General features: G+C 36.3%; 24 protein-coding genes. 18 read left to right on the plus strand and 6 right to left on the minus strand.

The window, feature by feature from the left end; genetic code table 11:
• Nucleotides 1–350 precede the first annotated feature (350 nt).
• From FH144_RS01025 to FH144_RS01060, 8 genes are all read left to right on the plus strand, one after another.
• Nucleotides 351–1,892, plus strand: coding sequence for a bifunctional metallophosphatase/5'-nucleotidase (locus tag FH144_RS01025; RefSeq protein ID WP_242313307.1), 1,542 nt, complete (start codon nt 351–353; stop codon nt 1,890–1,892).
• Between the two features lie 189 nt (nt 1,893–2,081).
• Nucleotides 2,082–2,285 carry a helix-turn-helix transcriptional regulator gene (locus FH144_RS01030; protein ID WP_103165535.1) on the plus strand — a complete coding sequence of 68 codons (204 nt, stop codon included), beginning with the start codon at nt 2,082–2,084 and terminating at the stop codon, nt 2,283–2,285.
• Entirely contained in the window at nt 2,282–2,995 is a 714-nt protein-coding gene (locus FH144_RS01035) for a DUF3169 family protein (protein WP_242313308.1), read from the plus strand. Before FH144_RS01030 ends, FH144_RS01035 begins: the two co-directional genes overlap by 4 nt.
• 82 nt (nt 2,996–3,077) lie before the next feature.
• Nucleotides 3,078–3,923, plus strand: a complete 846-nt coding sequence (locus FH144_RS01040) for an ABC transporter ATP-binding protein (RefSeq protein ID WP_242313309.1) — start codon at nt 3,078–3,080, stop codon at nt 3,921–3,923.
• The gene (locus FH144_RS01045; RefSeq protein ID WP_242313310.1) at nt 3,923–4,558 is read left to right on the plus strand and encodes an ABC-2 transporter permease; all 636 of its coding nucleotides are present in this window, start codon (nt 3,923–3,925) and stop codon (nt 4,556–4,558) included. The genes FH144_RS01040 and FH144_RS01045 overlap by 1 nt, the downstream gene beginning before the upstream one ends.
• Nucleotides 4,559–4,667: 109 nt before the next feature.
• Nucleotides 4,668–5,453 carry an arylamine N-acetyltransferase family protein gene (locus FH144_RS01050; protein ID WP_242313311.1) on the plus strand — a complete coding sequence of 262 codons (786 nt, stop codon included), beginning with the start codon at nt 4,668–4,670 and terminating at the stop codon, nt 5,451–5,453.
• A gap of 68 nt (nt 5,454–5,521) precedes the next feature.
• Entirely contained in the window at nt 5,522–7,783 is a 2,262-nt protein-coding gene (locus FH144_RS01055) for an ATP-binding cassette domain-containing protein (RefSeq protein WP_242313312.1), read from the plus strand.
• Nucleotides 7,784–8,350: 567 nt separating this feature from the next.
• Nucleotides 8,351–9,274 carry an ABC transporter substrate-binding protein gene (locus FH144_RS01060; RefSeq protein ID WP_242313313.1) on the plus strand — a complete coding sequence of 308 codons (924 nt, stop codon included), beginning with the start codon at nt 8,351–8,353 and terminating at the stop codon, nt 9,272–9,274.
• Between the two features lie 86 nt (nt 9,275–9,360).
• Here FH144_RS01060 and rbsK read toward each other — a convergent pair whose 3' ends face one another.
• Together rbsK and yut are read right to left on the minus strand one after the other, a co-directional pair.
• Entirely contained in the window at nt 9,361–10,242 is an 882-nt protein-coding gene (rbsK, locus tag FH144_RS01065) for a ribokinase (RefSeq protein WP_242313314.1), read from the minus strand.
• 141 nt (nt 10,243–10,383) lie between these two features.
• On the minus strand, nt 10,384–11,289 hold the full coding sequence (yut, locus tag FH144_RS01070; RefSeq protein WP_242313315.1) for an urea transporter: 906 nt from the start codon (nt 11,287–11,289) through the stop codon (nt 10,384–10,386).
• 214 nt (nt 11,290–11,503) lie between these two features.
• On the opposite strand from yut, the gene FH144_RS01075 reads away from it, so the two are divergent.
• The 7 genes from FH144_RS01075 to FH144_RS01105 are packed head-to-tail and all read left to right on the plus strand — an operon-like array spanning nt 11,504 to nt 16,570.
• Nucleotides 11,504–11,806, plus strand: coding sequence for an urease subunit gamma (locus FH144_RS01075; RefSeq protein ID WP_242313316.1), 303 nt, complete (start codon nt 11,504–11,506; stop codon nt 11,804–11,806).
• Between the two features lie 13 nt (nt 11,807–11,819).
• Nucleotides 11,820–12,230: an urease subunit beta gene (locus FH144_RS01080; RefSeq protein WP_242313437.1), complete on the plus strand. Its 411-nt coding sequence runs from the start codon at nt 11,820–11,822 to the stop codon at nt 12,228–12,230.
• Complete coding sequence (gene ureC, locus FH144_RS01085; protein WP_107507270.1) at nt 12,227–13,942, plus strand: urease subunit alpha; 1,716 nt, start codon at nt 12,227–12,229, stop codon at nt 13,940–13,942. The genes FH144_RS01080 and ureC overlap by 4 nt, the downstream gene beginning before the upstream one ends.
• An 11-nt stretch (nt 13,943–13,953) precedes the next feature.
• On the plus strand, nt 13,954–14,406 hold the full coding sequence (ureE, locus tag FH144_RS01090) for an urease accessory protein UreE (protein WP_107507269.1): 453 nt from the start codon (nt 13,954–13,956) through the stop codon (nt 14,404–14,406).
• Nucleotides 14,399–15,088, plus strand: a complete 690-nt coding sequence (locus FH144_RS01095) for an urease accessory protein UreF (protein ID WP_242313317.1) — start codon at nt 14,399–14,401, stop codon at nt 15,086–15,088. The genes ureE and FH144_RS01095 overlap by 8 nt, the downstream gene beginning before the upstream one ends.
• A gap of 10 nt (nt 15,089–15,098) precedes the next feature.
• The gene (gene ureG, locus FH144_RS01100) at nt 15,099–15,713 is read left to right on the plus strand and encodes an urease accessory protein UreG (protein ID WP_103165549.1); all 615 of its coding nucleotides are present in this window, start codon (nt 15,099–15,101) and stop codon (nt 15,711–15,713) included.
• Nucleotides 15,713–16,570, plus strand: a complete 858-nt coding sequence (locus FH144_RS01105) for an urease accessory protein UreD (RefSeq protein ID WP_242313318.1) — start codon at nt 15,713–15,715, stop codon at nt 16,568–16,570. The genes ureG and FH144_RS01105 overlap by 1 nt, the downstream gene beginning before the upstream one ends.
• Nucleotides 16,571–16,635: 65 nt before the next feature.
• On the opposite strand, the gene FH144_RS01110 is transcribed toward FH144_RS01105, so the two are convergent.
• The 3 genes from FH144_RS01110 to FH144_RS01120 form a co-directional block, all read right to left on the minus strand.
• Complete coding sequence (locus tag FH144_RS01110; RefSeq protein ID WP_242313319.1) at nt 16,636–18,282, minus strand: phospho-sugar mutase; 1,647 nt, start codon at nt 18,280–18,282, stop codon at nt 16,636–16,638.
• Between the two features lie 258 nt (nt 18,283–18,540).
• The gene (locus FH144_RS01115; protein ID WP_242313320.1) at nt 18,541–18,633 is read right to left on the minus strand and encodes a type I toxin-antitoxin system Fst family toxin; all 93 of its coding nucleotides are present in this window, start codon (nt 18,631–18,633) and stop codon (nt 18,541–18,543) included.
• 79 nt (nt 18,634–18,712) lie between these two features.
• The gene (locus tag FH144_RS01120) at nt 18,713–19,690 is read right to left on the minus strand and encodes an SMP-30/gluconolactonase/LRE family protein (RefSeq protein WP_242313321.1); all 978 of its coding nucleotides are present in this window, start codon (nt 19,688–19,690) and stop codon (nt 18,713–18,715) included.
• Nucleotides 19,691–19,970: 280 nt separating this feature from the next.
• Here FH144_RS01120 and trhO point away from each other — a divergent pair, with 280 nt between their 5' ends.
• From trhO to FH144_RS01135, 3 genes are all read left to right on the plus strand, one after another.
• The gene (trhO, locus tag FH144_RS01125; protein ID WP_242313322.1) at nt 19,971–20,933 is read left to right on the plus strand and encodes an oxygen-dependent tRNA uridine(34) hydroxylase TrhO; all 963 of its coding nucleotides are present in this window, start codon (nt 19,971–19,973) and stop codon (nt 20,931–20,933) included.
• A 138-nt stretch (nt 20,934–21,071) separates the two neighbouring features.
• Nucleotides 21,072–22,055 carry a choloylglycine hydrolase family protein gene (locus tag FH144_RS01130; RefSeq protein WP_242313323.1) on the plus strand — a complete coding sequence of 328 codons (984 nt, stop codon included), beginning with the start codon at nt 21,072–21,074 and terminating at the stop codon, nt 22,053–22,055.
• A 51-nt stretch (nt 22,056–22,106) separates the two neighbouring features.
• Nucleotides 22,107–22,412, plus strand: coding sequence for an antibiotic biosynthesis monooxygenase family protein (locus FH144_RS01135; protein ID WP_242313324.1), 306 nt, complete (start codon nt 22,107–22,109; stop codon nt 22,410–22,412).
• A gap of 156 nt (nt 22,413–22,568) precedes the next feature.
• Here the strand turns inward: FH144_RS01135 and FH144_RS01140 are convergent, their stop codons facing one another.
• Nucleotides 22,569–23,942 carry an MFS transporter gene (locus FH144_RS01140; RefSeq protein WP_242313325.1) on the minus strand — a complete coding sequence of 458 codons (1,374 nt, stop codon included), beginning with the start codon at nt 23,940–23,942 and terminating at the stop codon, nt 22,569–22,571.
• Between the last annotated feature and the right edge of the window lie 76 nt (nt 23,943–24,018).

The raw sequence follows: 24,018 nt of genomic DNA on the forward strand, positions 1-24,018 counted from the left end.
TAAAAAATCTCGAATCTATTAAATAATCCGATAATTTAAGATTAGCACAACATTAATTCCAATGGTATTTAATAATAGTTAATATTATATAAAAAATATTTAAAGTGTTGAGGTATTGTAAAAAATAGTTAAATATTGCTTTATTCATCTATTATACTTTTGTATTTACACTATAATTTTTCTAAATCACAATTTATATATTTGAGGTAATACTACAAAGATAGATGATTAAAAATAAAGTGTTAGTCACTGTCACTACTCAATAGTTTATAATTAAATTGTCTCTATAATCGATAATTAAAATATCTTTACCCCCTATTTATTAGCTTATTTTCGAAAGGATGATGATTATGACACAACTCTCTTTTTATATTGTTAGCGATGTGCATGGCTACATATTTCCAACGGATTTTTCGCAACGTAACCAAGCGTTACCTATGGGGTTACTCAAGGCAAACCAGTTAATTGAAGAAGAACGTTCACATGATGATTATAGTCTGAAAATTGATAATGGCGATTTCTTACAAGGCGCCCCATTGTGTAATTACTTAATCTCTGAATTGGGTTCTAGTAAGTCGCTAACTGACATTTATAATCGCCTTAATTTTGATTTTGGTACTATCGGTAACCATGAATTTAATTATGGATTTTCTTATCTTAAAGACACATTAAATCGTCTCAACCATCCAGTGTTATGTGCCAATATTTTAGATAATCAGAATCTGCCTTTTACTGGTGACGGGGTTTATTATTTTGAAAAAGGTGGGCTAACTATCGGCGTAATTGGTGTAACGACACAATATATCCCAAACTGGGAAAATCCGGCGCATATTAAAGACTTAACATTCACAAGCGCTGTCGATACACTTAAACGCTTATTACCTGAAGTACGTAAACAATCTGATATCGTGGTCATCTCATATCATGGTGGCTTTGAAAGAGATCTTGAAAACAATGAACCTACCGAAGATTTAACAGGTGAAAATGAAGCCTCTGCTATTTTAAATCAATTCCATAAAGATATAGATGTCCTTATCACAGGTCATCAACATCGTGAAATCGCGATGATTAAACATGATGTTGCCGTTATCCAACCAGGTACACGCGCTACTCAAGTTGGCCAAGTCACATTAACCCTTAATCATCATCGCCAAATAATTGAAAAAGAAGCCAAACTCTTACCAGTAACTTCAGATATAGAACTTACTCTTTTAGAGCAAGACGCTTCGTTACTAACTCATTTAGAAGATTGGCTAGATACTAATATCACTACACTGTCTGAACCAATGTTAATTAACGATAAATTTGAAGCTCGTAGACAGCCACACCCTTTTCTCAATTTACTGAACTACATTTTATTAGAGAAAAGTGGTGCAGATATAGCTAGTACCGCATTATTCGATTCAGCAACAGGATTTAATCAACAAGTGACTATGCGTGAGATTATAAATAACTGCCCTTTCCCTAATACATTCCAAGTATTAAAACTTTCAGGGTTTCAAATTAAAGAAGCATTAGAACAATCAGCAAGTTATTTTGCTTTAGATAACAATAATCATATAACTGTGAACGAAAATTATTTATATCCTAAACCACAACATTACAACTATGATATTTATGGTGGTATGACGTATACCATTCAAGTAGGACAACCCATCGGTCAACGTGTTAATAATATTAAAGTGGGTCAAAAGCCTCTAAATCCAGAAGAATTCTACACTATTTGTGTGAACAATTATCGCGCTGTAGGTGGTGGCAATTATAAAATGTTTGCGAATGCACCTGTAATTAAAGATATTCAAGAAGAAGGCGCACAAATTTTAATAAATTTTATGACTAAACACGACGTATTCACTATTCCTCAAGTCATTGATTTTGAAGTAATCGTTTAAATACTAATCTCTGTACTACTGTTTTAAATCCTGTCATCATCGCTTTAATAAGCCTCTCGGATGTCTAACTTCAGACAACCCGGAGGCTCCTTTTATAATAGTAAATGCAATTAATTTATGTCATTTTGACTAATATAGTTGTCAAAATGATTAAGATAGTATATCGTTTTAGGTAAGGAGTTGATCAACTTGCGAAATCGCTTAAAAGAATTACGTGCACGTGATGGTTATAACCAAACACAACTCGCAAAAAAAGCTGGCATTTCACGTCAAACTGTTTCTTTAATTGAACGTAACGATTTCATGCCATCTATTTTAACTGCAGTCAAAATTGCACGAATATTTAATGAACACGTTGAAAATGTATTTATATTCGAGGAGGAAGATCTATGAAGGTACGCAGATACTTACTATCACTTGTTATCGGAGGACTTATTGGAGGCGTTATAGGTGGAGGGATGGATAGCATAGGTTCATTTATAGCGAACGCTAGTTTCTCTCATACCCAAAACATGATTATTTTTATAATTGCTTCTCTTTTAATCATTGGATTGACAATTTATTTATGGAAAGTTCAAAATGATGCGCTTAAATTTAAACGCCATTCCCTTCAATCAATTGAAGACGATGATGCAGACACGTATGAAAAGAAAGCCAACTTAAAGTACAATCAAGCAAAAATAATTATTTATCTACAAATGACAATTAGTTTTTTATGTATGCTATTAATTGTCTTAGGTAAAGGTTCCGATAGTGATATTCTGTACGCTATGATTCCAATTCTATTAACATGTGTCCCTTCGATTATGGATGGATTCTTTAATCGTCGTTTTGATACACGCTACCCTAAAATAGGAGAAAAAAATTATACTGAGAAAACTTTAAACTTACTCGATGATGGTGAACGTCATATCGCCTTACTTGGCATGTATAAAAATTATCAAATAAACCTAGTGTTATTAATGGCTGGAATTATGTTTCTTGGCATTTATGCAATGGGCACCGGTTCAAATCAAACGTTAGGCATTTTATTCTTAACGATTTCATTTATTTATAATAGTTTTGGATATTTATTAAAAGTACGTAAATTTTACAAATCATAGTTAATTATTAATAAAAATATACTATGATAAAAGTAACAATATTATATTTTATTATTTTCAAAAAAAGAAAGAGAGGATTACTATGAAACATCTATTGCAAGTACTACATCTTAACAAGTCTTACGAGAAATCTCAGTTTCAATTGCATGACATCTCTTTTACACTACACCCTGGCGAAGTAATCGGTTTAATCGGTAAGAACGGTTCGGGTAAATCATCATTAATTAATACTTTAGTCGGTAACCGTTTTAAAGATTCTGGCGACATATCATTTTTTGATCAATTGGTGTCTGATAAGGACCATGACTATAAAGAATACATCGGAGTCGTCTTTGATGATTTACGTGTCCCTAATAAATTAACAATTAAAGATATGGATAAAGTGTTTATGAACATTTATAAAACTTGGAATAGTGACAAATTCTTCAGTCTTATTAAAGATTTCGAACTCCCTATTGATAATCAGATTACAACGTTCTCACGAGGCATGCGTATGAAAGCAGCACTTGCCATCGCCCTATCACACGAGAGTAGATTATTAATTCTAGATGAAGCAACTGCAGGAATGGATGTTTCTGGTCGTGAAGAAGTTATCGAGAATTTAGAAGATTATATTTCTGAAGGTAACGGCATCTTAATTTCATCTCATATTTCTGAAGATATTGAACAATTAGCTAATAAATTAATATTTATGCGAGACGGAGAAATTGTGCTTGAAGAAGATAAACATTCGCTTCTCAATCATTATGGTATCCTTGAAATCCCTGAAAATGATACAACTAACCTTTCTAATGAAATGATAGTCGCATCAAGAGTACGTAATGGACAACGCCAAATTCTTGTGAATGACCGTACTCAAACACCAGACGCGCGTCCACTCGACAATATTGATGATGCAACAAAACTACTTATGAGAGGTGAGAAATAATGAAAGGCTTATTACTAAGTAGCTTTTATGCTTCAAAAAAATCGCTTATCACGTATTTAATTGTTGGGATAGTTATGAGTATTCTTTTTGGTTTTGTTAGTCCAATGATGTCATGTTTCATGCCAATGATTATGTTGATTTCACCTGTAACAGATAATATCAAACGAGAGAAAGATTCTAAGTGGATGTACTATATTTCGACTTTACCTACTCACAGAAGTACATACGTTAAAGCTTATTTCGCTTTTTATGGATTACTTATTTTAACTGGTTTAATCATCGGGGTAGTTGTTTGTTTAGCCACAACTCAAAATCTTATGATGACACTATTATCAGCATGCATTGGAATTGGAATGGCTACCACTTATGCTTTAATCTTTCCTTTTACATTTAAATTTGGGCCTGAAAATTCAAATGTTATTATGATTACTACTTCAATCATTGCTATCGTTTTATTCTTTGCAGTATGGTTTTTCGCAGTAATGCCTATACTAGTCCAATCCGGTTCATTTGAAAAAATGGCTACAAACCCAATTGTTTTATTCGCGGTTATTGGATATGCCATTCTTGGATTAATCATTTTTATAATTTCATACTTCACGTCACTTTCAATATTTAATAAACAAGAATTATAAGAATTTCTATAAAGACCTATAAAAACAATACACGTTTCTTCTAGGTCTTTTATTTTGTTATTCAGGGTAATATACTACTAAAAACACATGACAAAGGAGTTGTGATTACATGAATATTCAAGCAATCGAACACTATTTAGATATCGATGCCTCTCAATATAACGAACCTACCCTTGAGGCGCTCAATTATTACATTAAACAGTACATGTTAACGGTGCCTTTTGAAAATATAAATGTCCAAAATGGCGTACCTATCTCTGTAGATATCGATGATTTGTACGATAAGATTATTAACCAGCATCGTGGTGGTTTTTGCTATGAAATGAATCATTTCTTTGGCACTTACCTTGATGCAAAAGGATTCACTGTTTATCGCATGTCAGCTACAGTGCATCAACCAGGAGGTACTTTTAGTCCAGATGGTTCTCACATGTCACTTGTCGTCCCAATTGAAGGCGTCAATTACGTAGCTGATGTAGGCTTTGGAGATTTACCATTACAAGCCCTACCTATTACTAACCTAGATCCAACCCAGCCAGTCACTGACATTACAGGTGAATTCCGCGCTATTTCTGAAAATGAAGCAACTTATAAAGTACAAAAGTTAGAAAACGACGAGTGGGTTACACGCTATCAAGCCTATAATGCGCCTAAACAAGTTAGTGATTTTTCGGATATGATTGAATATAATTCTTCAAATCCAGAATCTATCTTTGTACAACAATTGATTGTGACAAAGCCACAAACTTATGGTCGCGCTACGATGTCATTTAATCATTTAACATTAAGCAAACCAAGCAATAAAGAAAAAAGCAAGGTTACATCTAACAACTATCGTAAAATTCTAAAAGACTATTTCAACCTTGATGTTAAAATCAAACCATTAGAAAAGTAAGCACCTCCATAGCAACATGGATAAAACTAAGCCTCTCAGGGTAATACAGTTATTAAGAGGTGAAGGACATGTCTAACATAGAGATTATCGGCGCAAAACAAAATAATTTAAAAAATATAAATGTAACGATTCCAAAACATCAATTAACCGTTTTTACAGGGCGGTCAGGCTCGGGGAAGTCTTCTTTAGTATTTAACACCGTTGCTGCAGAATCAGAACGTTTGTTAAATGAAACCTATTCAAGTTACGTCCAACATCAACTCACTCAATATGAGAAACCTGACGTAGACCAAATCAAACACTTACCAGTCGCCATGGTAATTAACCAGAAACGTCTAGGTGGTAATTCACGTTCAACGGTAGGTACAATTTCTGATATTTATGCCTCAGTACGTTTACTATGGTCTCGAATTGGCGAGCCGTTTGTCGGTTATTCGGATATATTTTCATTTAATAATCCGAAAGGCATGTGTGAAACATGTTCTGGTTTAGGCTACGTGGAAGATATCGATTTAAATGAGTTACTCGATTATAACAAGTCACTAAATGAAGATGCGATTAAGTTCCCTTCTTTTAGACCTGACAGTTGGCGTGGTAAACGCTACTTATATTCAGGACTTTTTGATAATGATAAAAAGTTAAAAGATTATACCAAAGAAGAGATGGATACACTGCTTTATACTGAACCTACTAAATTGAAGAACCCACCTTCTAACTGGCCAAGAACTGCGAAATTCGAGGGCTTAATTCATAGATTCCGTCGTTCATTTTTACTTAATGATAATTTTGAAAAGAAACGCTTTAAAGAAGATATTGATCGTGTAGTTTCTAAGCATGATTGTCCTAGTTGTCATGGTCAACGTTTAAATGACAAAGTATTAAGTTGTAAAATCAATAGCTTAAATATTGCAGAATTCACGAATTTACAAATCGATGATGCGTTAGCATTTTTAGAGAAAATAGAATCAAATAAGGCACGAGTGATTATAGAACCGCTTCAACAACAATTGAAATCGCTCAGTTATATAGGATTAAACTATTTAACGCTCGCAAGGGAAACTACTTCATTATCTGGCGGTGAATCACAACGTATTAAGTTAATTCGCCACTTAAACAGTCCATTAAGCGATTTAGTCTATATTATCGATGAACCGAGTGTCGGCTTACATCCGGAAGACATTCAACGTATTAATAATATTATCCAGTCCTTAAAAGACAAAGGTAATACCGTATTAGTAGTTGAACATGACCCTGACGTCATAGACACGGCAGACTATATCATCGACTTAGGACCTTTAGCCGGAAAACACGGAGGTAACATTACATTTACCGGCACTTATGACGAGCTACTTAATTCTGAGACAAGTACAGGTCATGCTTTAAAACGTCAACATCAACTTAAAGCACAACCACGTGAAGCTACAGAAATGATTAAATTAGAGAATATTAGCCGTAATAACCTTAAAAATGTGTCAACTAAGCTACCAAAACATGCGATGACAGTAGTTACTGGCGTAGCTGGTTCTGGTAAAAGTTCATTAATAAAAGCTGGATTCGAACGTGATAATGAGGCTATTTTTATTGATCAGAAACCTGTACATGCTTCTAACCGTTCTAACTTACTGACTTATTTAGACATTTTCGATGATGTGCGTAGTTTCTTTAGTAAACACACCGGCCTTAAGAAAAGTATGTTTAGTTATAACTCTGAAGGTGCTTGCCCAGAATGTCATGGTAAAGGCGTGTTGAAAACGGAGCTTGCGTTTATGCCAGACTTTTCACAAGTGTGCGAAATGTGTGGAGGAACAAGATATCGTCCTGAAGTACTCGAAGCTACAGTAGATGGTTATTCAATAGCTGACATTCTTGCTTTAACAGTAGATGAAGCGATAGAAAAATTTGAAGATAGTCCAACTATCACACGCCCGCTTCAGGCGTTGGCTGATACAGGACTTAACTATATGACGTTAGGACAATCTCTCGACACCCTCTCTGGCGGGGAGATTCAACGTGTCAAATTAAGCCGTTACTTAACACAAGATGTGAGCGATAAAACCTTTATCTTTGATGAACCAACAACTGGTTTACACGAAGATGACCTACCAATTCTTATCGATTGTTTTAATCATCTTATCGACGAAGGTAACACTGTTATCTTAATTGAACATAATTTAACGATGATGACACAAGCCGATTGGTTTATCGATATCGGCCCATTTGCCGGAGATAAAGGTGGCCAATTATTATATTCTGGTCAACCTAAAGAGATCTTCGACATTGATAATTCAGTTACCGCCAAACACTTAAAACGTTATATCACAAGTGATTAAACATACATTCACCCCCACATGACAACCATCATACGGGGGTGATTTTATTGATATAGTTTGATTGAACGGTGTTGGGCGACTCCTAGCGCAAAAGAACGAAGTACGAGACCGTGGCTCGTCGAGTTCGCGCAAGAAAGCGTCACAACACAAGTGAACCCCCTTGCCTTAAACACCACTCTCTACCCTGAGTTATTTATTAAGCGAGAAAGGTTGAACGGTGTTGGGCGACTCCTGGCGCAAAAGAACGAAGCACGAGACCGTGGCTCGTCAAGTTCGCGCAGGAAAGCGTCACAACACAAGTGACCTTCCTTGCCCCTACACACTACAACTTTCTTTTTCTATTCTTTACTAGCTTAATAACAAGATTAATCATAATCACAATAAAAATTAAAACTTTTAAAAATAATTCAAGACCCTCAGACATATTAATCGTCCCAATAAGTAAAAAAGCCAAAATAAGTACAATTGCTAATTTGTCATGTATATCAAATTCCATAAAATTCACCTTTTATTAAATATAAATTTCCTATATACTTGCATTATACATATAAAAGGAGATGGAAAAAGTTGAAAAGATTACTCGTGGCTTTACTAGTCTTTGTAATTGCATTAGCTGCATGTGGCAACAACAGCGATGATAGTTCTTCAAAAGATTCAAAAAAAGATACTAAATCATATACTACTGATTCAGGAGATAAAGTTAAAATCCCTAAAAACCCTAAACGTATCGTAGTACTAGGTACAACTTACGCAGGTGGATTAAAAGAACTTGATGCCAACATTCAAGCCGTTGCTAAAAACGTGGATGATAGCTCAGTATTAAAAGATAAATTTAAAGACGTTAAGAAAATTGACCCTGAAAATGTAGAAGCTATAACTAAAGAAAAACCAGACTTAATCATTACATATAACACAGATAAAAACCTTAAAAAATTGAAAAAAATCGCACCAACTGTTGCATTTGATTACATGAAACATGACTACAAAGAACAACATTTAGAATTAGGTAAAATCATTGGCAAGAAAGATAAAGCCCAAGAATGGGTTGATCAATGGGAAGATAAAACAAAAGACGATGGTAAAGAAATCAAAGATGCAATTGGTAAAGATGCCACAGTATCTATCATCAAAGACTTCGACAAAAAAATCTATGTCTTAGGTAAAACATATGGTCACGGTAGTGAAGTTCTTTACGATTCATTTGGACTAACAATGCCAAATAAAGTCGAAAAAGCTACTAAGAAAGAAGATTTAGCTGATATTTCTGAAGAACAAATCCCAGAAATGACTGGCGATTATGTTGTAACTCCAGTAGCTAAAGGCGCTGACTTATCATTTGAAAATAAAGACGTTTGGAAAAACACAGACGCTGTTAAAAACGGTCATACATTCAAAGTTGATGAAGGTATCTATTGGTTAAACGACCCTTATTCTCTTGACTATGAACGTAAAGATTTAAAGAAAAAATTATTAGATGTAGCAGATAAATAATTCTCGCTCATCGTAATCATTAAGGCTAGGACATTTATAACAAGTGTCCTAGCCTTAATTATGTTTTTATTTTCAAACAAGACGTTCTAAACTTCTATATCATCTTGTAAATCTTCTAATGTAGGCATGCCACCTTGTGCGCCCATGCCTGTCACTGAATGACTTGCAGCTAGATTGGCAAAGGTAAGTGCTTTGGGCAATTCATAGCCTCGTTGCAAGCCGACTGCGAGTGCACCGTTAAATGTGTCTCCTGCCCCCGTCGTGTCTTTCACTTCACGTTTAAAGCCCTTGATTTCAACTTGTTGCGTTCCGTCATGATACACGGCACCGAGTTCTCCTAACGTTACAATTAACTTATCAGGATAGCGTTCCAATGCTTGATCCACGTCACCTTCAAACATGTTTTCACTTTCAGTTTCATTCGGCGTGATATACGTTGCTTGTTCAATCACCTCGTCTGAAATTTCTCTGTAAGGCGCCGGATTCAAGATAGAAATCAGATCATGCTCATAACAATATTTCACAGCCGCTTCGACTGTGTCGGCCGGAATCTCTTGTTGCAATAAGACAATATCTCCCGCCTTAGTTGATTCTAATGCATGTTGCACATAGTCTGGCGTTACTTTATTATTCGCTGAAGGCACTACAATAATACTGTTATCATTATCGTTCAAAGTAATATGCGCCGTGCCCGATTTCCCTTCAGTCGGTTTTACATAATCTGCGTTAACACCATTATTTTTTAAATTTTGGAAAATGTCTTCCCCAAAATCATCATTTCCAATGCGACCTACCATATGTACATGTTCTCCTAAACGCGCAGCTGCTACGGCTTGGTTGGCACCTTTACCTCCTGGAGCAGTAAAAAACGACTTACCGAGTACGGTTTCCCCTTTTCCAGGAACAGTATCAGTCGCTACTACTAAATCCATCGACATACTACCAATAATATAAATGTGTTTCTCCATATGTCACACCTCTTTATAATTGTCTAATCTCTTATGTTCATCATACCCAAGTTGACGCTAGAGTGACAATAAAATAAAAAGAGCGAAACTGAAATCCAGTTTATACACACAGATTTCGACGTTTCGCTCATATTGTTACAATTATTCAGCTTTGTCTGGACCATTTATTCTACCGGCAAACATAACTAACCACGTTGCGAAGATAAATGGAGCGGTGAAGATGGGCAATCCTACAGGCGCAAGCATAGTTGCTATAGCCCCGTGCATAACTACCGTTAATAATAAACCGGTGATGACGGCAATATATGTATTTAATTTCGTCTTAAATGTAGCACCTAACGCAATTCCTGTAAGAATAGAGTTATAACCATATAAGCCGTTAGTAATAGATGGGTAATCGCCACCTAATGAGACGATAAATATTACGGCTAAGATACTTGAGATAACGGCAAATATACCACCTTTAACCGATCCAATAAAGATACCGATGATAATTAATAAACTTCCGATAACCGAAGTTACAAGGAAAATTTCACTAAAGTTTGTCGTAATTCCACTTAACCAACTGATGTGATTATGACTAATGTCAGGCGGTTGAACCTCTTGCGGTAAGATATGAATCGTTACCGGTAATTTTGAAAATTGTGTAGTCATTGCTAAAACGAGCCATGTCATCAACACAAATGGAAATGTTAACATAGGTATGCCAAAGGGTTTTAAAAATTCTCGCACAGCAGCGCCTACAGGTAACGTTAAGGTTACACCGATAATTAATACAATCCATGATAACGTCGAAGATTGTAAGAACAACGCTAGTCCAATGGCTGTTAGTACCGAATTGTAACCGGCTAAGCCATCACGAATTTCTTCACTACTATAATTAAAATAGGGCGCAAGTAATAATGCTAATAAGCTCCCAAACATTGCCGCTAAACCAATTTTCCAGTCTGCAATAAATAGCCCAATTAAAATAAATAGCCCTGTCCATTTATTATTAATTAATACTACTTGTGCTACATTTTTCAAAAATATGTCTATATACTTCACAAACTCACCTTACTCCTTTATATATAATCCTTATCCTTTAAAGGATATCATTATTAATAAGCCTTATAAAATAATTTTACATAATTAAATATTGTATAAATCCATTTTAATTTTAAATTGAAATTATTTGAAAGACTATATTACTTGTGAAAACTTTTCAACAGTTCTAACATAAAAATTGGACAGTCATTTTAAAAGGAAAGAAGGAATAATTTTGCATTTTACTCAGCGCGAACAAGATAAGTTAATGATAGTTGTAGCTGCAGAAGTTGCACGACGTCGTAAAGCACGCGGATTGAAACTAAATCATCCTGAAGCACTTGCTTTAATCAGCGATGAATTATTAGAAGGTGCGCGTGACGGCAAAACCGTCGTAGAATTAATGAGCTATGGTAAGACTATTTTAAATGAAGACGATGTTATGGATGGTGTTGCAAGTATGATTACAGAACTTGAAATCGAAGCAACATTCCCTGATGGTACTAAACTCATCACTGTCCATCATCCAATCGTGTAAGGAGGATTAAATGATGATTCCTGGAGAAATTAAAGTAAAAAATACTGAAATTGAAATTAATCAAGGTCGTCCAGAAACTGTAATTACTGTTAAAAATACTGGTGACCGCCCTATTCAAGTCGGATCTCACTTCCACTTCTTTGAATCTAATAAAGCGTTACATTTTGAACGTGAAAAAGCATACGGTAAACATTTAGATATTCCAGCAGGTGCTGCAGTCAGATTTGAACCTGGCGATGAAAAGAAAGTACAACTTGTTGAATATGCTGGTAATCGTAAAATTTATGGTTTCAGAGGCATGGTTAATAACACGATTGATGAAAATAGAGTATATCGTCCTACTGATGAAAAAGATGAATATGCTGGTGTGTTTAACGATGAAGGTGAAGAAAATTATAATAAAAAAGGAGAAGACGACGAATGAGTTTTAAAATGACGCAATCGCAATATACGAGTCTATACGGCCCAACTGAAGGCGATTCAGTACGACTTGGTGATACAAACTTATTTGCGCAAGTTGAAAAAGACTATGCCAATTATGGTGATGAAGCTACATTTGGTGGCGGTAAATCTATCCGTGACGGTATGGCGCAAAATCCTAACGTTACGCGTGATGATCGTAAAGTCGCAGATTTAGTCCTTACTAACGCACTTATTATCGATTACGATAAAATCGTTAAAGCTGATATCGGTATTAAAAATGGTTATATCTTCGCTATTGGTAAAGCAGGTAACCCTGATATTATGGATAATGTCGATATTGTTATTGGTGCCACAACAGATATTATCGCAGCTGAAGGTAAAATCGTTACTGCTGGTGGTATTGATACACATGTTCACTTTATCAATCCTGAACAAGCTGAAGTAGCACTCGAAAGTGGTATTACTACACACATTGGTGGCGGTACTGGAGCTTCTGAAGGTGCTAAAGCTACAACGGTAACGCCTGGTCCATGGCATATCCATCGTATGTTAGAAGCAGCTGAAGCATTACCTGTTAACGTTGGTTTCACTGGTAAAGGGCAAGCTGTTAACCACACTGCTTTAATCGAACAAATCCATGCCGGTGTTATTGGCTTAAAAGTTCACGAAGACTGGGGTGCTACACCTTCTGCATTAAGTCATGCTTTAGACGTTGCAGATGAATTCGATGTTCAAATCGCCCTACACGCCGATACATTAAACGAAGCTGGCTTTATGGAAGATACTATGGCCGCAGTTAAAGATCGTGTCTTACACATGTACCACACAGAAGGTGCTGGCGGTGGACACGCTCCTGACTTAATTAAATCAGCATCTTATCCAAATATCCTTCCATCTTCTACTAACCCAACATTACCTTACACACATAACACAGTAGATGAACATTTAGATATGGTTATGATTACCCACCACTTAAACGCATCTATCCCTGAAGATATTGCTTTCGCAGATTCACGTATTAGAAAAGAAACAATCGCTGCCGAAGACGTCTTACAAGATATGGGTGTCTTCAGTATGGTAAGTTCTGACTCACAAGCGATGGGACGTGTAGGTGAAGTCATCACACGTACTTGGCAAGTTGCTCACCGCATGAAAGAACAACGTGGCGCATTAGAAGGCGATAGCGAGTACAACGATAATAATCGTATTAAACGTTATATCGCAAAATATACAATTAACCCTGCGATTACACATGGTATCTCAGACTACGTAGGTTCAATTGAAGGCGGTAAATTAGCCGATTTAGTTATTTGGGATCCAATCTTCTTTGGCGTTAAACCTGAAATGATCGTTAAAGGCGGTTTAATCAACTCAGCTGTTAACGGTGATGCGAATGGTTCTATCCCTACATCTGAACCTCAAAAGTATCGTAAAATGTACGGCCAATATGGTACTAATAAACAACATACTGCGATTACATTTGTATCTAAAACAGCTTATGAAAATGGAATTTACAATCAACTTAACTTACAACGTATGGTTCGTCCTGTTCAAAATATCCGTAACCTATCTAAAAAAGATATGAAGAACAATGACGCTACACCTAAGTTAGATGTAGATCCACAAACATACGAAGTATTTGTAGATGGTAAGAAAGTAACAAGTGAAGCTGCTACTGAACTACCATTAACACAAAGATACTTCTTATTCTAGGAGGTCTTTCAATGATTATAGAAGAAGTTCAAGGCAATATCGCCAACCTATCTGCCGAAGAGAAAAATAAACACGTCGAAAAAGTTTACCTAGAGAATTCAGATTTAGTTAAACGTATTCAACGTGTCACAACGGACCACGGCAACGAAATAGGCATTCGTTTAAAACAACCTATCGACTTACAATATGGCGATATTTTATATCAAGATGACACTAATATGATTGTGGTAGATGTAAACTCTGAGGATTTACTCGTTATTAAGCCACGTACATTACAAGAAATGGGAGATATTGCGCACCAATTAGGTAACCGTCATTTACCAGCGCAATTTACAGAAACTGAAATGTTAGTCCAATATGACTATTTAGTAGAAGACCTGCTTAAAACATTAGGTATTCCTTATAGTCATGAAGATCGTAAAGTCAATAAAGCCTTTAGACATATCGGACATTCACATGATTGAGCATTCACATTTAAGACTATTTCAGTTCTGTGATTCGCAATTCCCAACTGGCGCGTTCAGTCACTCGTTCGGACTTGAAACCTACATTCAACACGATGCCGTGCATGATGCGACATCTTTTAAAGAATGGCTTCAACTGTTTCTCAATGAACAATTAACGTATTCTGATGGTCTAGTCATGCGTTTAGTATACGAAGCTTTAAATAACGACGATGCAGACAAGGTATTGCACCTTGATCGCTTAATCTTCGTGCAGAATTTACCACGCGAAACACGTGTAGGTACGAAACAAATGGGTACTCGCATGGCAAAACTCGCAATAGAACTTTATGATAGCAAATGGATTACTTGGTATCATACGCAAATGACTAACAAGCGTGCTAAGTTACATCCAGCCATTTGTTTTACCATGTTAGGCCATTATTTAGGCGTTGATATAGAAACGATTATTGATTATTATCTCTATCAAAATGTTTCGAGCTTAACGCAAAACGCGGTACGTGCAATTCCACTCGGCCAAACTACTGGTCAACAAGTCGTGACGGAAATGATTCCGTACATTGAACGTACACGTCAACACATTTTCACATTAAAAGAGGAAGACTTTGGTATGACGGCTCCAGTATTAGAGCTTAACCAGATGGAACATGAGAATGTTAATGTGAGAATCTTTATTTCATAGGAGGTATATTATGGCAAATCCAATCAAAATTGGTGTAGGCGGTCCTGTTGGTGCAGGTAAAACGCAATTAGTTGAAAAATTAGTGCGCCGTCTGTCTAAAGATTTAAGTATCGGAGTTATTACAAACGATATTTATACGAAAGAAGACCAAAAAATCTTAGTTAATACAGGTGTATTAGATGAGGATAGAATTATCGGTGTGGAAACTGGTGGTTGCCCTCATACAGCCATCCGTGAAGACGCATCAATGAACTTTGCGGCGATTGATGAGTTATTAGAACGCAATGACGATATCGAACTTATCTTTATCGAATCAGGTGGCGACAATTTAGCTGCAACATTCAGTCCTGAACTCGTTGATTTCTCAATTTATATTATCGACGTAGCACAAGGTGAAAAGATTCCACGTAAAGGTGGACAAGGTATGATTAAATCTGATTACTTTGTGATTAATAAAACAGACTTAGCAGAATTTGTTGGTGCCTCATTAGACCAAATGGCTGAAGATACGAAGACATTCCGTGGCGACCGTCCATTCACATTCACTAACCTTAAAACTGATGATGGTTTAGATAACGTTATCGAATGGATAGAACGTGATGTATTACTTAAAGGATTGTCTTAATGGCTAAAGAAACGACTCAAGGTACTACACCACCTTGGACTGGTCAACTTAATCTCACCGTTTTCAATAATGGTAAGCGTTCAGTTGCGCGTGATATCTTCTTTGAAAAGGCCCTAAAAGTTATCCGTCCAGTCTATTTAAATAATTCGACGATTCCAACGTTCTATATCGTAAACGTGGGCGGCGGTTATTTAGACGGCGACCGTTATAATATGAATATTAACGTAGAAGAAGCAGCTTCAGTCACCTTAACTTCACAAGGTGCTACAAAGATTTACAAGACATTAAATGACCATGTAGAACAATATCAAACCTTTAATATCGCTAAAGATGGTTATATGGAGTATGTGGGCGATCCAATTATCGCGTATGAGAATGCAAAATTCTTCCAACACAATGTATTTAACTTGGACGCTAGCGCATCAATGTTTTATACAGATATCTTAACGCCTGGATATTCGATGAAAGATGAAAATTTCACATATGACTATATGCATTTAATTAATGAAATATATGTAGATGAGGAATTAGTGGCATATGATAATCTCCGTATGCACCCAAGTGAAACGGAGATAACGTCAATTGGTTATATGGAGAACTATACACACTTAGGTTCTGCTTACTGTATCCATCCTGACGTGACGCAAAAGTTAATCGATACAGTCTATGATGAAATTAAGGATTATACGAAGACTTATGATTGTCGTATCGGCATTACTCAATTGCCAACCCATGGCTTTGCGGTACGTGTGTTATCAAATATGACCCAGGAAATTGAAGAGATTCTTCATACTGTACAAGCCTATATTGCTAAACAGTTATATGACCGTCAATTAGATTTCTTACGTAAATACTAATTGATATAGAAAAGCACTTTATAAGTTTAGGCTTTGCGCCTGCTTATAAAGTGCTTTGTTTTTATTTATTCTTCTTCATTAAATATATAACCGTAAATATCTTGTGTGACTTGATCGAAGTTATCTACGCATAAGGAAATATAGAATTTAATTTTAGGTTCTGTCCCTGATGGTCTGAGTGCAATAAATCCTTCATTAAATATAATTCGGATGACATCGGCTTGTGGTAACGTGATTGTCTCGACAGTTTGAGTTTGCTTATTTAACGTTTGTTGTATCTGATAGTCTTCTACTGCCACGACCTCAAGCCCTGCAATAGTATCCGGCACGTTTTGACGTACTTTCGTCATAATATCAGCAATATGTTGCTGACCTGCTTGACCTTCAAATACTTTAGAAGTCGGTTTATCCCGATACTCTCCTACCTCGTCATAGATTTCATTTAAAGCCTCGAGAAGTGTTTTACCTTCATTTTTCAAAATAGAAGCATATTTAATAATGAGTGGTACGATTTGAACGGCATCTTTATCGCGCACGAAATCATCTGCCAAGTATCCATAACTTTCTTCGTAGGCAAAGAGTAACGATTCATTTGTCTCAAATTCACGAATAGCTTTAGCGATATGTTTAAAGCCAATTAAGACTTCCCGCACACTTACGCCATGTTTCAGTGCCAAGCGTTTACCTAATTCACCACTTACTATGGATTGTACAACGACGGCGTCATTAGGAATGTCAGTATATTCAAGAAGATATTTGATAAGTAACGCACCAATTTCACTGCCACCGAAGTAATACGTGTTACCCTCACTATCTCTTTCTACAAAGCCCATGCGGTCGACATCTGGATCTGTCGCAATAATGAGATCAGCTATAGTCTCTTGTGCTTGTTGAATGGCTAAGTCAAAGGCGTCACGTTCTTCAGGATTTGCGCTTTTCACTGAACTAAAGTTAGGGTCCACCTTACATTGCGCTTCAACTAACTTAAAGTTTTGAAAATGAAGATGCTGTAGCACATCAGGAATAATCGGCACTCCTGTGCCATGTAAACTGGTATATACTACCTTTAACTCTGATTGTGGAATAGCACCTACCAGTCGCGTTACATGAGATATGTAATCTTGATACACGTTATCAGCTACAATGTGACGATTCTTTTGAATACGTCTTTCATCTAATTCAATAGTTAGGGCAAGTGGGTCACCCAATTGTTCAATATAGTCAGCTACTTCAAGCGAGGCCTGTTCATCTAATTGCGCCCCGTCTGGACCATAAACTTTAATCCCATTATAATCTTTAGGATTATGACTTGCCGTAATCATTATGCCGGCAGAAGTTTGTAAGTATCTTACCGCATGTGACAGTTGTGGAGTCGTTTGATATGTATCTGCCAAATAGACCTTAATATCATTAGACGCTAAAATTCGAGTGATGATTTCGGCAAATTCTGAAGAGAGATGACGAATATCATAATGAATGACAATTGAAGGGTGCGTCTCTTTGTCTTGTAAATAATTGGCAATACCTAGTGCTAGGCGTTGGACTGTATAGCGATTTAAACGACCTGGACCTAAGCCAAACTGCCCGCGTATCCCTGCTGTACCAAATGCTAATTCAGTTTCAAAACCTTGTGCCTGAAACTCAGGTGATTGTGCATCATAAAACGATGCCACAAGACTATCTTGTTTATGTTTCGTCCAACTGTCTTTCATTTTATACACCTTTCTTATCGTTATTAATTTATACTTATTCATTTTTAGTATACTGGATATTAACGTAAGTTTCACAAGATATGTGAATATTGTATAAGAGAATTACCGATATATTGAAAAGTGAGATACTCCAATAAATATTGTAATAAGTAACTCATAATGATATAATATTCTCATAAAGTAGCTCCAACACAACACCAAACCCCTTACTGTTGGGACAGTAAGGGGTTTATTAGGTGAGCTAGATGCTGGCGCTGGTTACTTATTACGGTTCTCTAGCCAATACTTAAAAGCCGTAATAATACATCCTGATATGACAGGAGCAATGATAATAACAAAAAGTAGCACCATAGTACAAAATAACTTCAAAAGATATTTTTATACTATGGTGCTTATTTTTTACCTTATATCATTATTTTCATGCTTTCACTTATTTAAATTGATAACTTTCGTGGCCTTTCGCAAATCCTTCTACAGTATAAATCATTGAACCACCTTCTGAGTCGTTCTCAATGTCATTTGTACAAATAAGTAATTGGTTTGTACCAGGGATAAATTGAGGGTGTGTTGAACGTAACATTTTACCTTCGTCTCTACCTGGCATTAAAATCCGACCAATTGGATAACCACGTTTATTAAATACTAATACACGGCCTTGTCCGTACATAGCAACGTATAGATTATCGTCGCTATCGATACAACATGAGTCTGGACCTTCATGACCGGTAAAGTAATACGGAATCGTCGCTCCAAATGGCGCAATCGTCACACCATCATCTTCTAATTGAATACGGTGAAGACGATTTGTTGTAGTTTCAGTAACCCATAACACTGATTCATCAGTGCTTAATGCTACACCATTCGCTACTGAAATATTTTGAATGACAGGTGTTACTGTCTTAAAGTCAGGTGAAACATAATACACTCCGCCTTTAGGTTGAGTAGAATAACCTCTAAAATCAGTAAAATAGAACCCGCCCTTACTATCAAAGACCATATCATCTATACAATAGTCTGTATTTAGTTCTGAAATAATTTCTTCGAAGTGTTCACCGTGTTCATCAGTCGCAAAAATACCACCAGTTGACTCAAAGTCGCCTAAATAACATGTAAATAAACGCCCATCTTTATGTATTTTCACTGCAGCCGGATTTTGCTTAGTAGATTGAAAAGCCGTAGTTACCTCTTTAGATGGTAGGTCTACTTTCAAAATTTTGCCTCCAAACACTTCACATAAAAACAGATTATGCTCTCTATCAAAGATTAAACCTTCCAATTGAAGACCTTCATCCGAAACTTTTAGCCAAGGTTCCGCCGTCACTGTTTGTAACTCACTTTCAGAGATAATTGGTACTGCACTTTTAGATGCGCCAGTGTAAGTTAATTTAGGTAATGAATGATTCGTCATTATTAACGCTCCCTCTCTTTTTGAAAAGTATTATCGTAAACCATTATATTCTAAAGCTGTACTTAAATCTTATCTTACTATATGTAATCGTTTTCAAGAAGAATAACGTATATTTATATTGCTCTATGGCAATATTTGTAAATCAAAATATTGAAAGTTACTGTAATTTTGGTAAAATTATATAATGTTGAATTTTGTAAAAAAGTAATGATTTAATATTTATACACATTACACGGCTTGCCCTTATGATAAATTAAAATTTTTAGAGGAGAATCAGAAAATGGATTATAGAGTATTATTATATTATAAATATACTACAATTGATGACCCTGAAACATTCGCATCTGAGCACTTAGAATTCTGTAAAGCAAACAACTTAAAAGGTAGAATCTTAGTTTCTACTGAAGGTATCAATGGTACATTATCAGGTACTAAAGAAGATACAGATAAATATATCGAACATATGCATGCAGATGAGCGTTTCGCAGATATGACTTTCAAGATTGATGAAGCTGAAGGTCACGCTTTCAAAAAAATGCACGTTCGCCCAAGAAATGAAATCGTTGCTTTAGGTCTTGAAGATGATATCGATCCACGCGAAACAACAGGTAAATATTATTCACCTAGTGAATTTAAAAAAGCTTTAGAAGACGATAATACAGTTATTGTCGATGCACGTAATGACTATGAGTTCGATCTAGGTCACTTCCGTGGCGCGATTCGTCCAGATATTACTCGTTTCAGAGATTTACCAGACTGGATTCGTGAAAATAAAGAGCAATTAGAAGGTAAAAATATCGTAACGTACTGTACAGGTGGTATCCGTTGTGAAAAATTCTCTGGTTGGTTAGTTAAAGAAGGTTTCGAAAACGTAGGTCAATTACATGGCGGTATCGCAACTTACGGTAAAGACCCAGAAACTAAAGGCGAATATTGGGACGGCAAAATGTACGTCTTCGATGAACGTATTAGCGTTGACGTTAACCAAGTCGAAAAAACTGTTGTCGGCAAAGAACATTTCGACGGCACACCATGCGAACGTTATATTAACTGTTCAAACCCAGAATGTAACAAACAAATCTTAGTATCAGAAGAAAATGAAGAAAAATATCTTGGCGCTTGTTCATACGATTGCGCTAAACATGAGCGTAACCGTTATGTCGCTAAACATAATATTAGCGATGAAGAATGGAATCGCCGTCTAGAAAACTTCAAAGAAGTGCCTGAACACGCACACGCATAATTCAAAAAGAGGACAGAAATTCCACTGAATTTCTGCCCTCTCTTTTTATTATTCACAATCAATATACATTGAAATATCCAGATACAAACTTTATAATTGATAATAGTTCTCAACTATAAATGAACGGAGTTGTTTAATATGTGTACGGGCTTTACTTTTCAAGCAAAAAATGGCGACATCATCTTAGGTCGTACAATGGATTATGACTATCCGCTTACCGGCCATCTCGCCGTGCAACCACGCAACTTCTACTGGGAATCCCGTGTAGATTATAAAGGCACGACTAAATACGGTTTCACAGGCGCCGGTTCTGATATGGAAGGATTCATCTTTGGCGATGGCGTCAATGAACATGGACTCGCCATTTCCAATCAATATGATCGTGATTATGCTTCTTATGCGACAGAAATTCGCGAAGGTTATATCAATATTTCACAAACCGAAGTGCTTACATGGGCGCTTGGCTACAATAAAACTATCGATGAACTTATCGATAACACACCACAAGTCAATGTGGTTGGTCATACGTTAAACGATATTAACGAAGCACCACCGCTTCATTTCCACGTATCCGACAAAACGGGTCGCACTGCAGAAATTACATTTGTCGAAGGACGTATCGTCGTACATGACAATCTAGTCGGTGTACTTACCAATAACCCCGACTTAAACTGGCATTACGAGAATTTAAAAAATTATGTTAATGTTACACCTTATAAGCCGCAAAGTAAGACACTGAATGGTATTGAACTTAAGTCTCTAGGCAATGAAGGCGGTACGTTTGGCCTTCCTGGAGGTTACACCTCTGGCGAACGCTTTGTCAGAGCGGCATATCTTATTAATAACATGTTGCCCGACGATGGCGACGATGCTGTACTAGACGCCTTCAGAATTCTTGATAGCGTCAGCATTCCTAAAGGTGCCGTTCGTCCTTCTGACAATGAGTTCCATTACACGTTGTATCAAACAGTATTCAATCTTACTGACCAAACAGTTTATGTGAGCTATTATAATTCTAATCGTATCGCCCAATTACAGTTAACAGACGACTTATTAAATAGCGACGATTTAGTAATATTCGAGCCAATTCCACAAGGTATTGCTACAGAACATGTACAATAGACTTTAGGGAGTCTATTATGTAACTAATTTAAAATTTAAGGGGATGTTGATATGTTTATCTCACAAGCTACTTTCTCAACTGACGAGGAAGCAGGTAAAGAAATATTAAAAAATAAAGCTGATAACGCAAAAACAGATTTTGAAGGTTATGAAGGCCTAATAAGCGTAGAAGTTTGGAAAAGCGAATCTAAATCAAAGGTAGAATATTCTATCGTCTCAAAATGGGAAGATAAAAAACACTTCCAGAATTGGGTTTCTAGACCATCACATGTTGAAGGACATAAAAAAATGAGACAAGATGATCAACCGAAACCAAACATAGAGAAAAAATTAAAAAAATATGAATTATATGATTAATATGTGAGTTATTGTTTAGGAGCAGAACAGAAATCTAGGGAGTACGTCTCGCCAACAATACATCTTACTTTGATTCAAGTAGAGCCTAGCACATTTTATATTCTAAAAGTGCTAGGCTCTAAAAATTTATATTTTACATCTACTTTATACCAATTTTTAAGCTTTTACGTTTTTTGGTATTAGGATAAAGGCGGATGTAACGCCGAGTATCATAATGACGGCTCCGGCAAAGAATGAAATCATAGCCGCTATTTCTACTGGATAAATTTGTTGGCATACCGTAAAGATTGTGGTGTTCAAGGCAATACCGAACGCTCCACCAAGTGTAGCCCCCATTTTGTATAAACCAGTCGCAAAGCTTACTTTTTCTTCTGGCATGTTAAACACCGCAATCGTTAAACCAGGTGTCGCTACTAACCCATTACCAATCGCACATATTACAAATGCAAATGTAACTAGACCCACATACCAACTTGGGGTTAAGAACGTTAAACTGATTAAAATAATCCCAATTGCCGGGAATAATGGACCAGCAATTAACATACTTTTCCCACCGTAACGTTGGATTGCTTTTTCACCTAAACGTACCATAGCAATAGCCATGAAGACGTACGGCACAGTGACCAGGCCTGTTTGTGCTTCACTCATGCCAAATTGTTTTTGCGCATAACCATTGAAGACGACAGTTGTACCGACACCTGTATTGACTACAAAGTTATTCAAAGTTGAACCTAGAAATGCTCGATTTTTTACTATTGAAAAATCGATAAATGGTGTGGTTCTGCCTTTTTCAAAAAGATAAAAAATCGTTAATGCGATGAGGCCGAGACCTGCTACTGTTAATGAGAAGTTACTTGTCCATCCGTATGTGAATCCTTGGGTCATGAGTAGCATAACGCAAGCGATGAAGATACCGAAGATGAGCATCCCAATATAATCGAACGGTTGATGATCACGTTCTGCGCGAGGCGTTTCTTTCTTACGGCTTAGGATAAGAATAGCAATCACGGATAAAATAATGGAGCATGCAAAGATGAATTGCCAACTCCAAAGACTAGAAATAATACCGCCGACATATGAAGAAAAACCGATTCCGCCTACTGTAGCTATCATCATAAAACTATAGGCTTTACGTAAATTTTGGCCTTCGAATTTATCAGATACGAGACCAATAGTGGATGGTAATAAAATTGCTGCTGAGAAGCCTTGGAAGATACGACCAATTACTAGGAATGGTGTAGCTGGTACAACAATTAAGCTTAGACAACCAATAATACTTAGTGCTAGTCCGATAATGGTCATCTTGAGGTTACCTACTTTATCAGCAATATCTCCTGCGCCAACCATGAAGATACCTGTAACAAATGAAACTAAGCTAATGGAGAGATTCAATGTTGAATCTGTGGCGCCAAATGTCTTTTGGACACTTAAGCCTATATTAATAAATGATTGTGCGAACAACCAATATGTTAACACTGCAAAACTTGTTGCAATGACTAAACTCCAGTCAAATCTATTCCGATGTGTCATCACACCTACACTCCCTTATCAAGAAATATAATATTTATTATTGAGAATAATTCTCAATTAACTTAGATTATTATAT

Origin of the sequence: Staphylococcus sp. acrmy (genome assembly GCF_022690565.1) — a bacterium.
GTDB lineage: Bacteria > Bacillota > Bacilli > Staphylococcales > Staphylococcaceae > Staphylococcus > Staphylococcus caledonicus.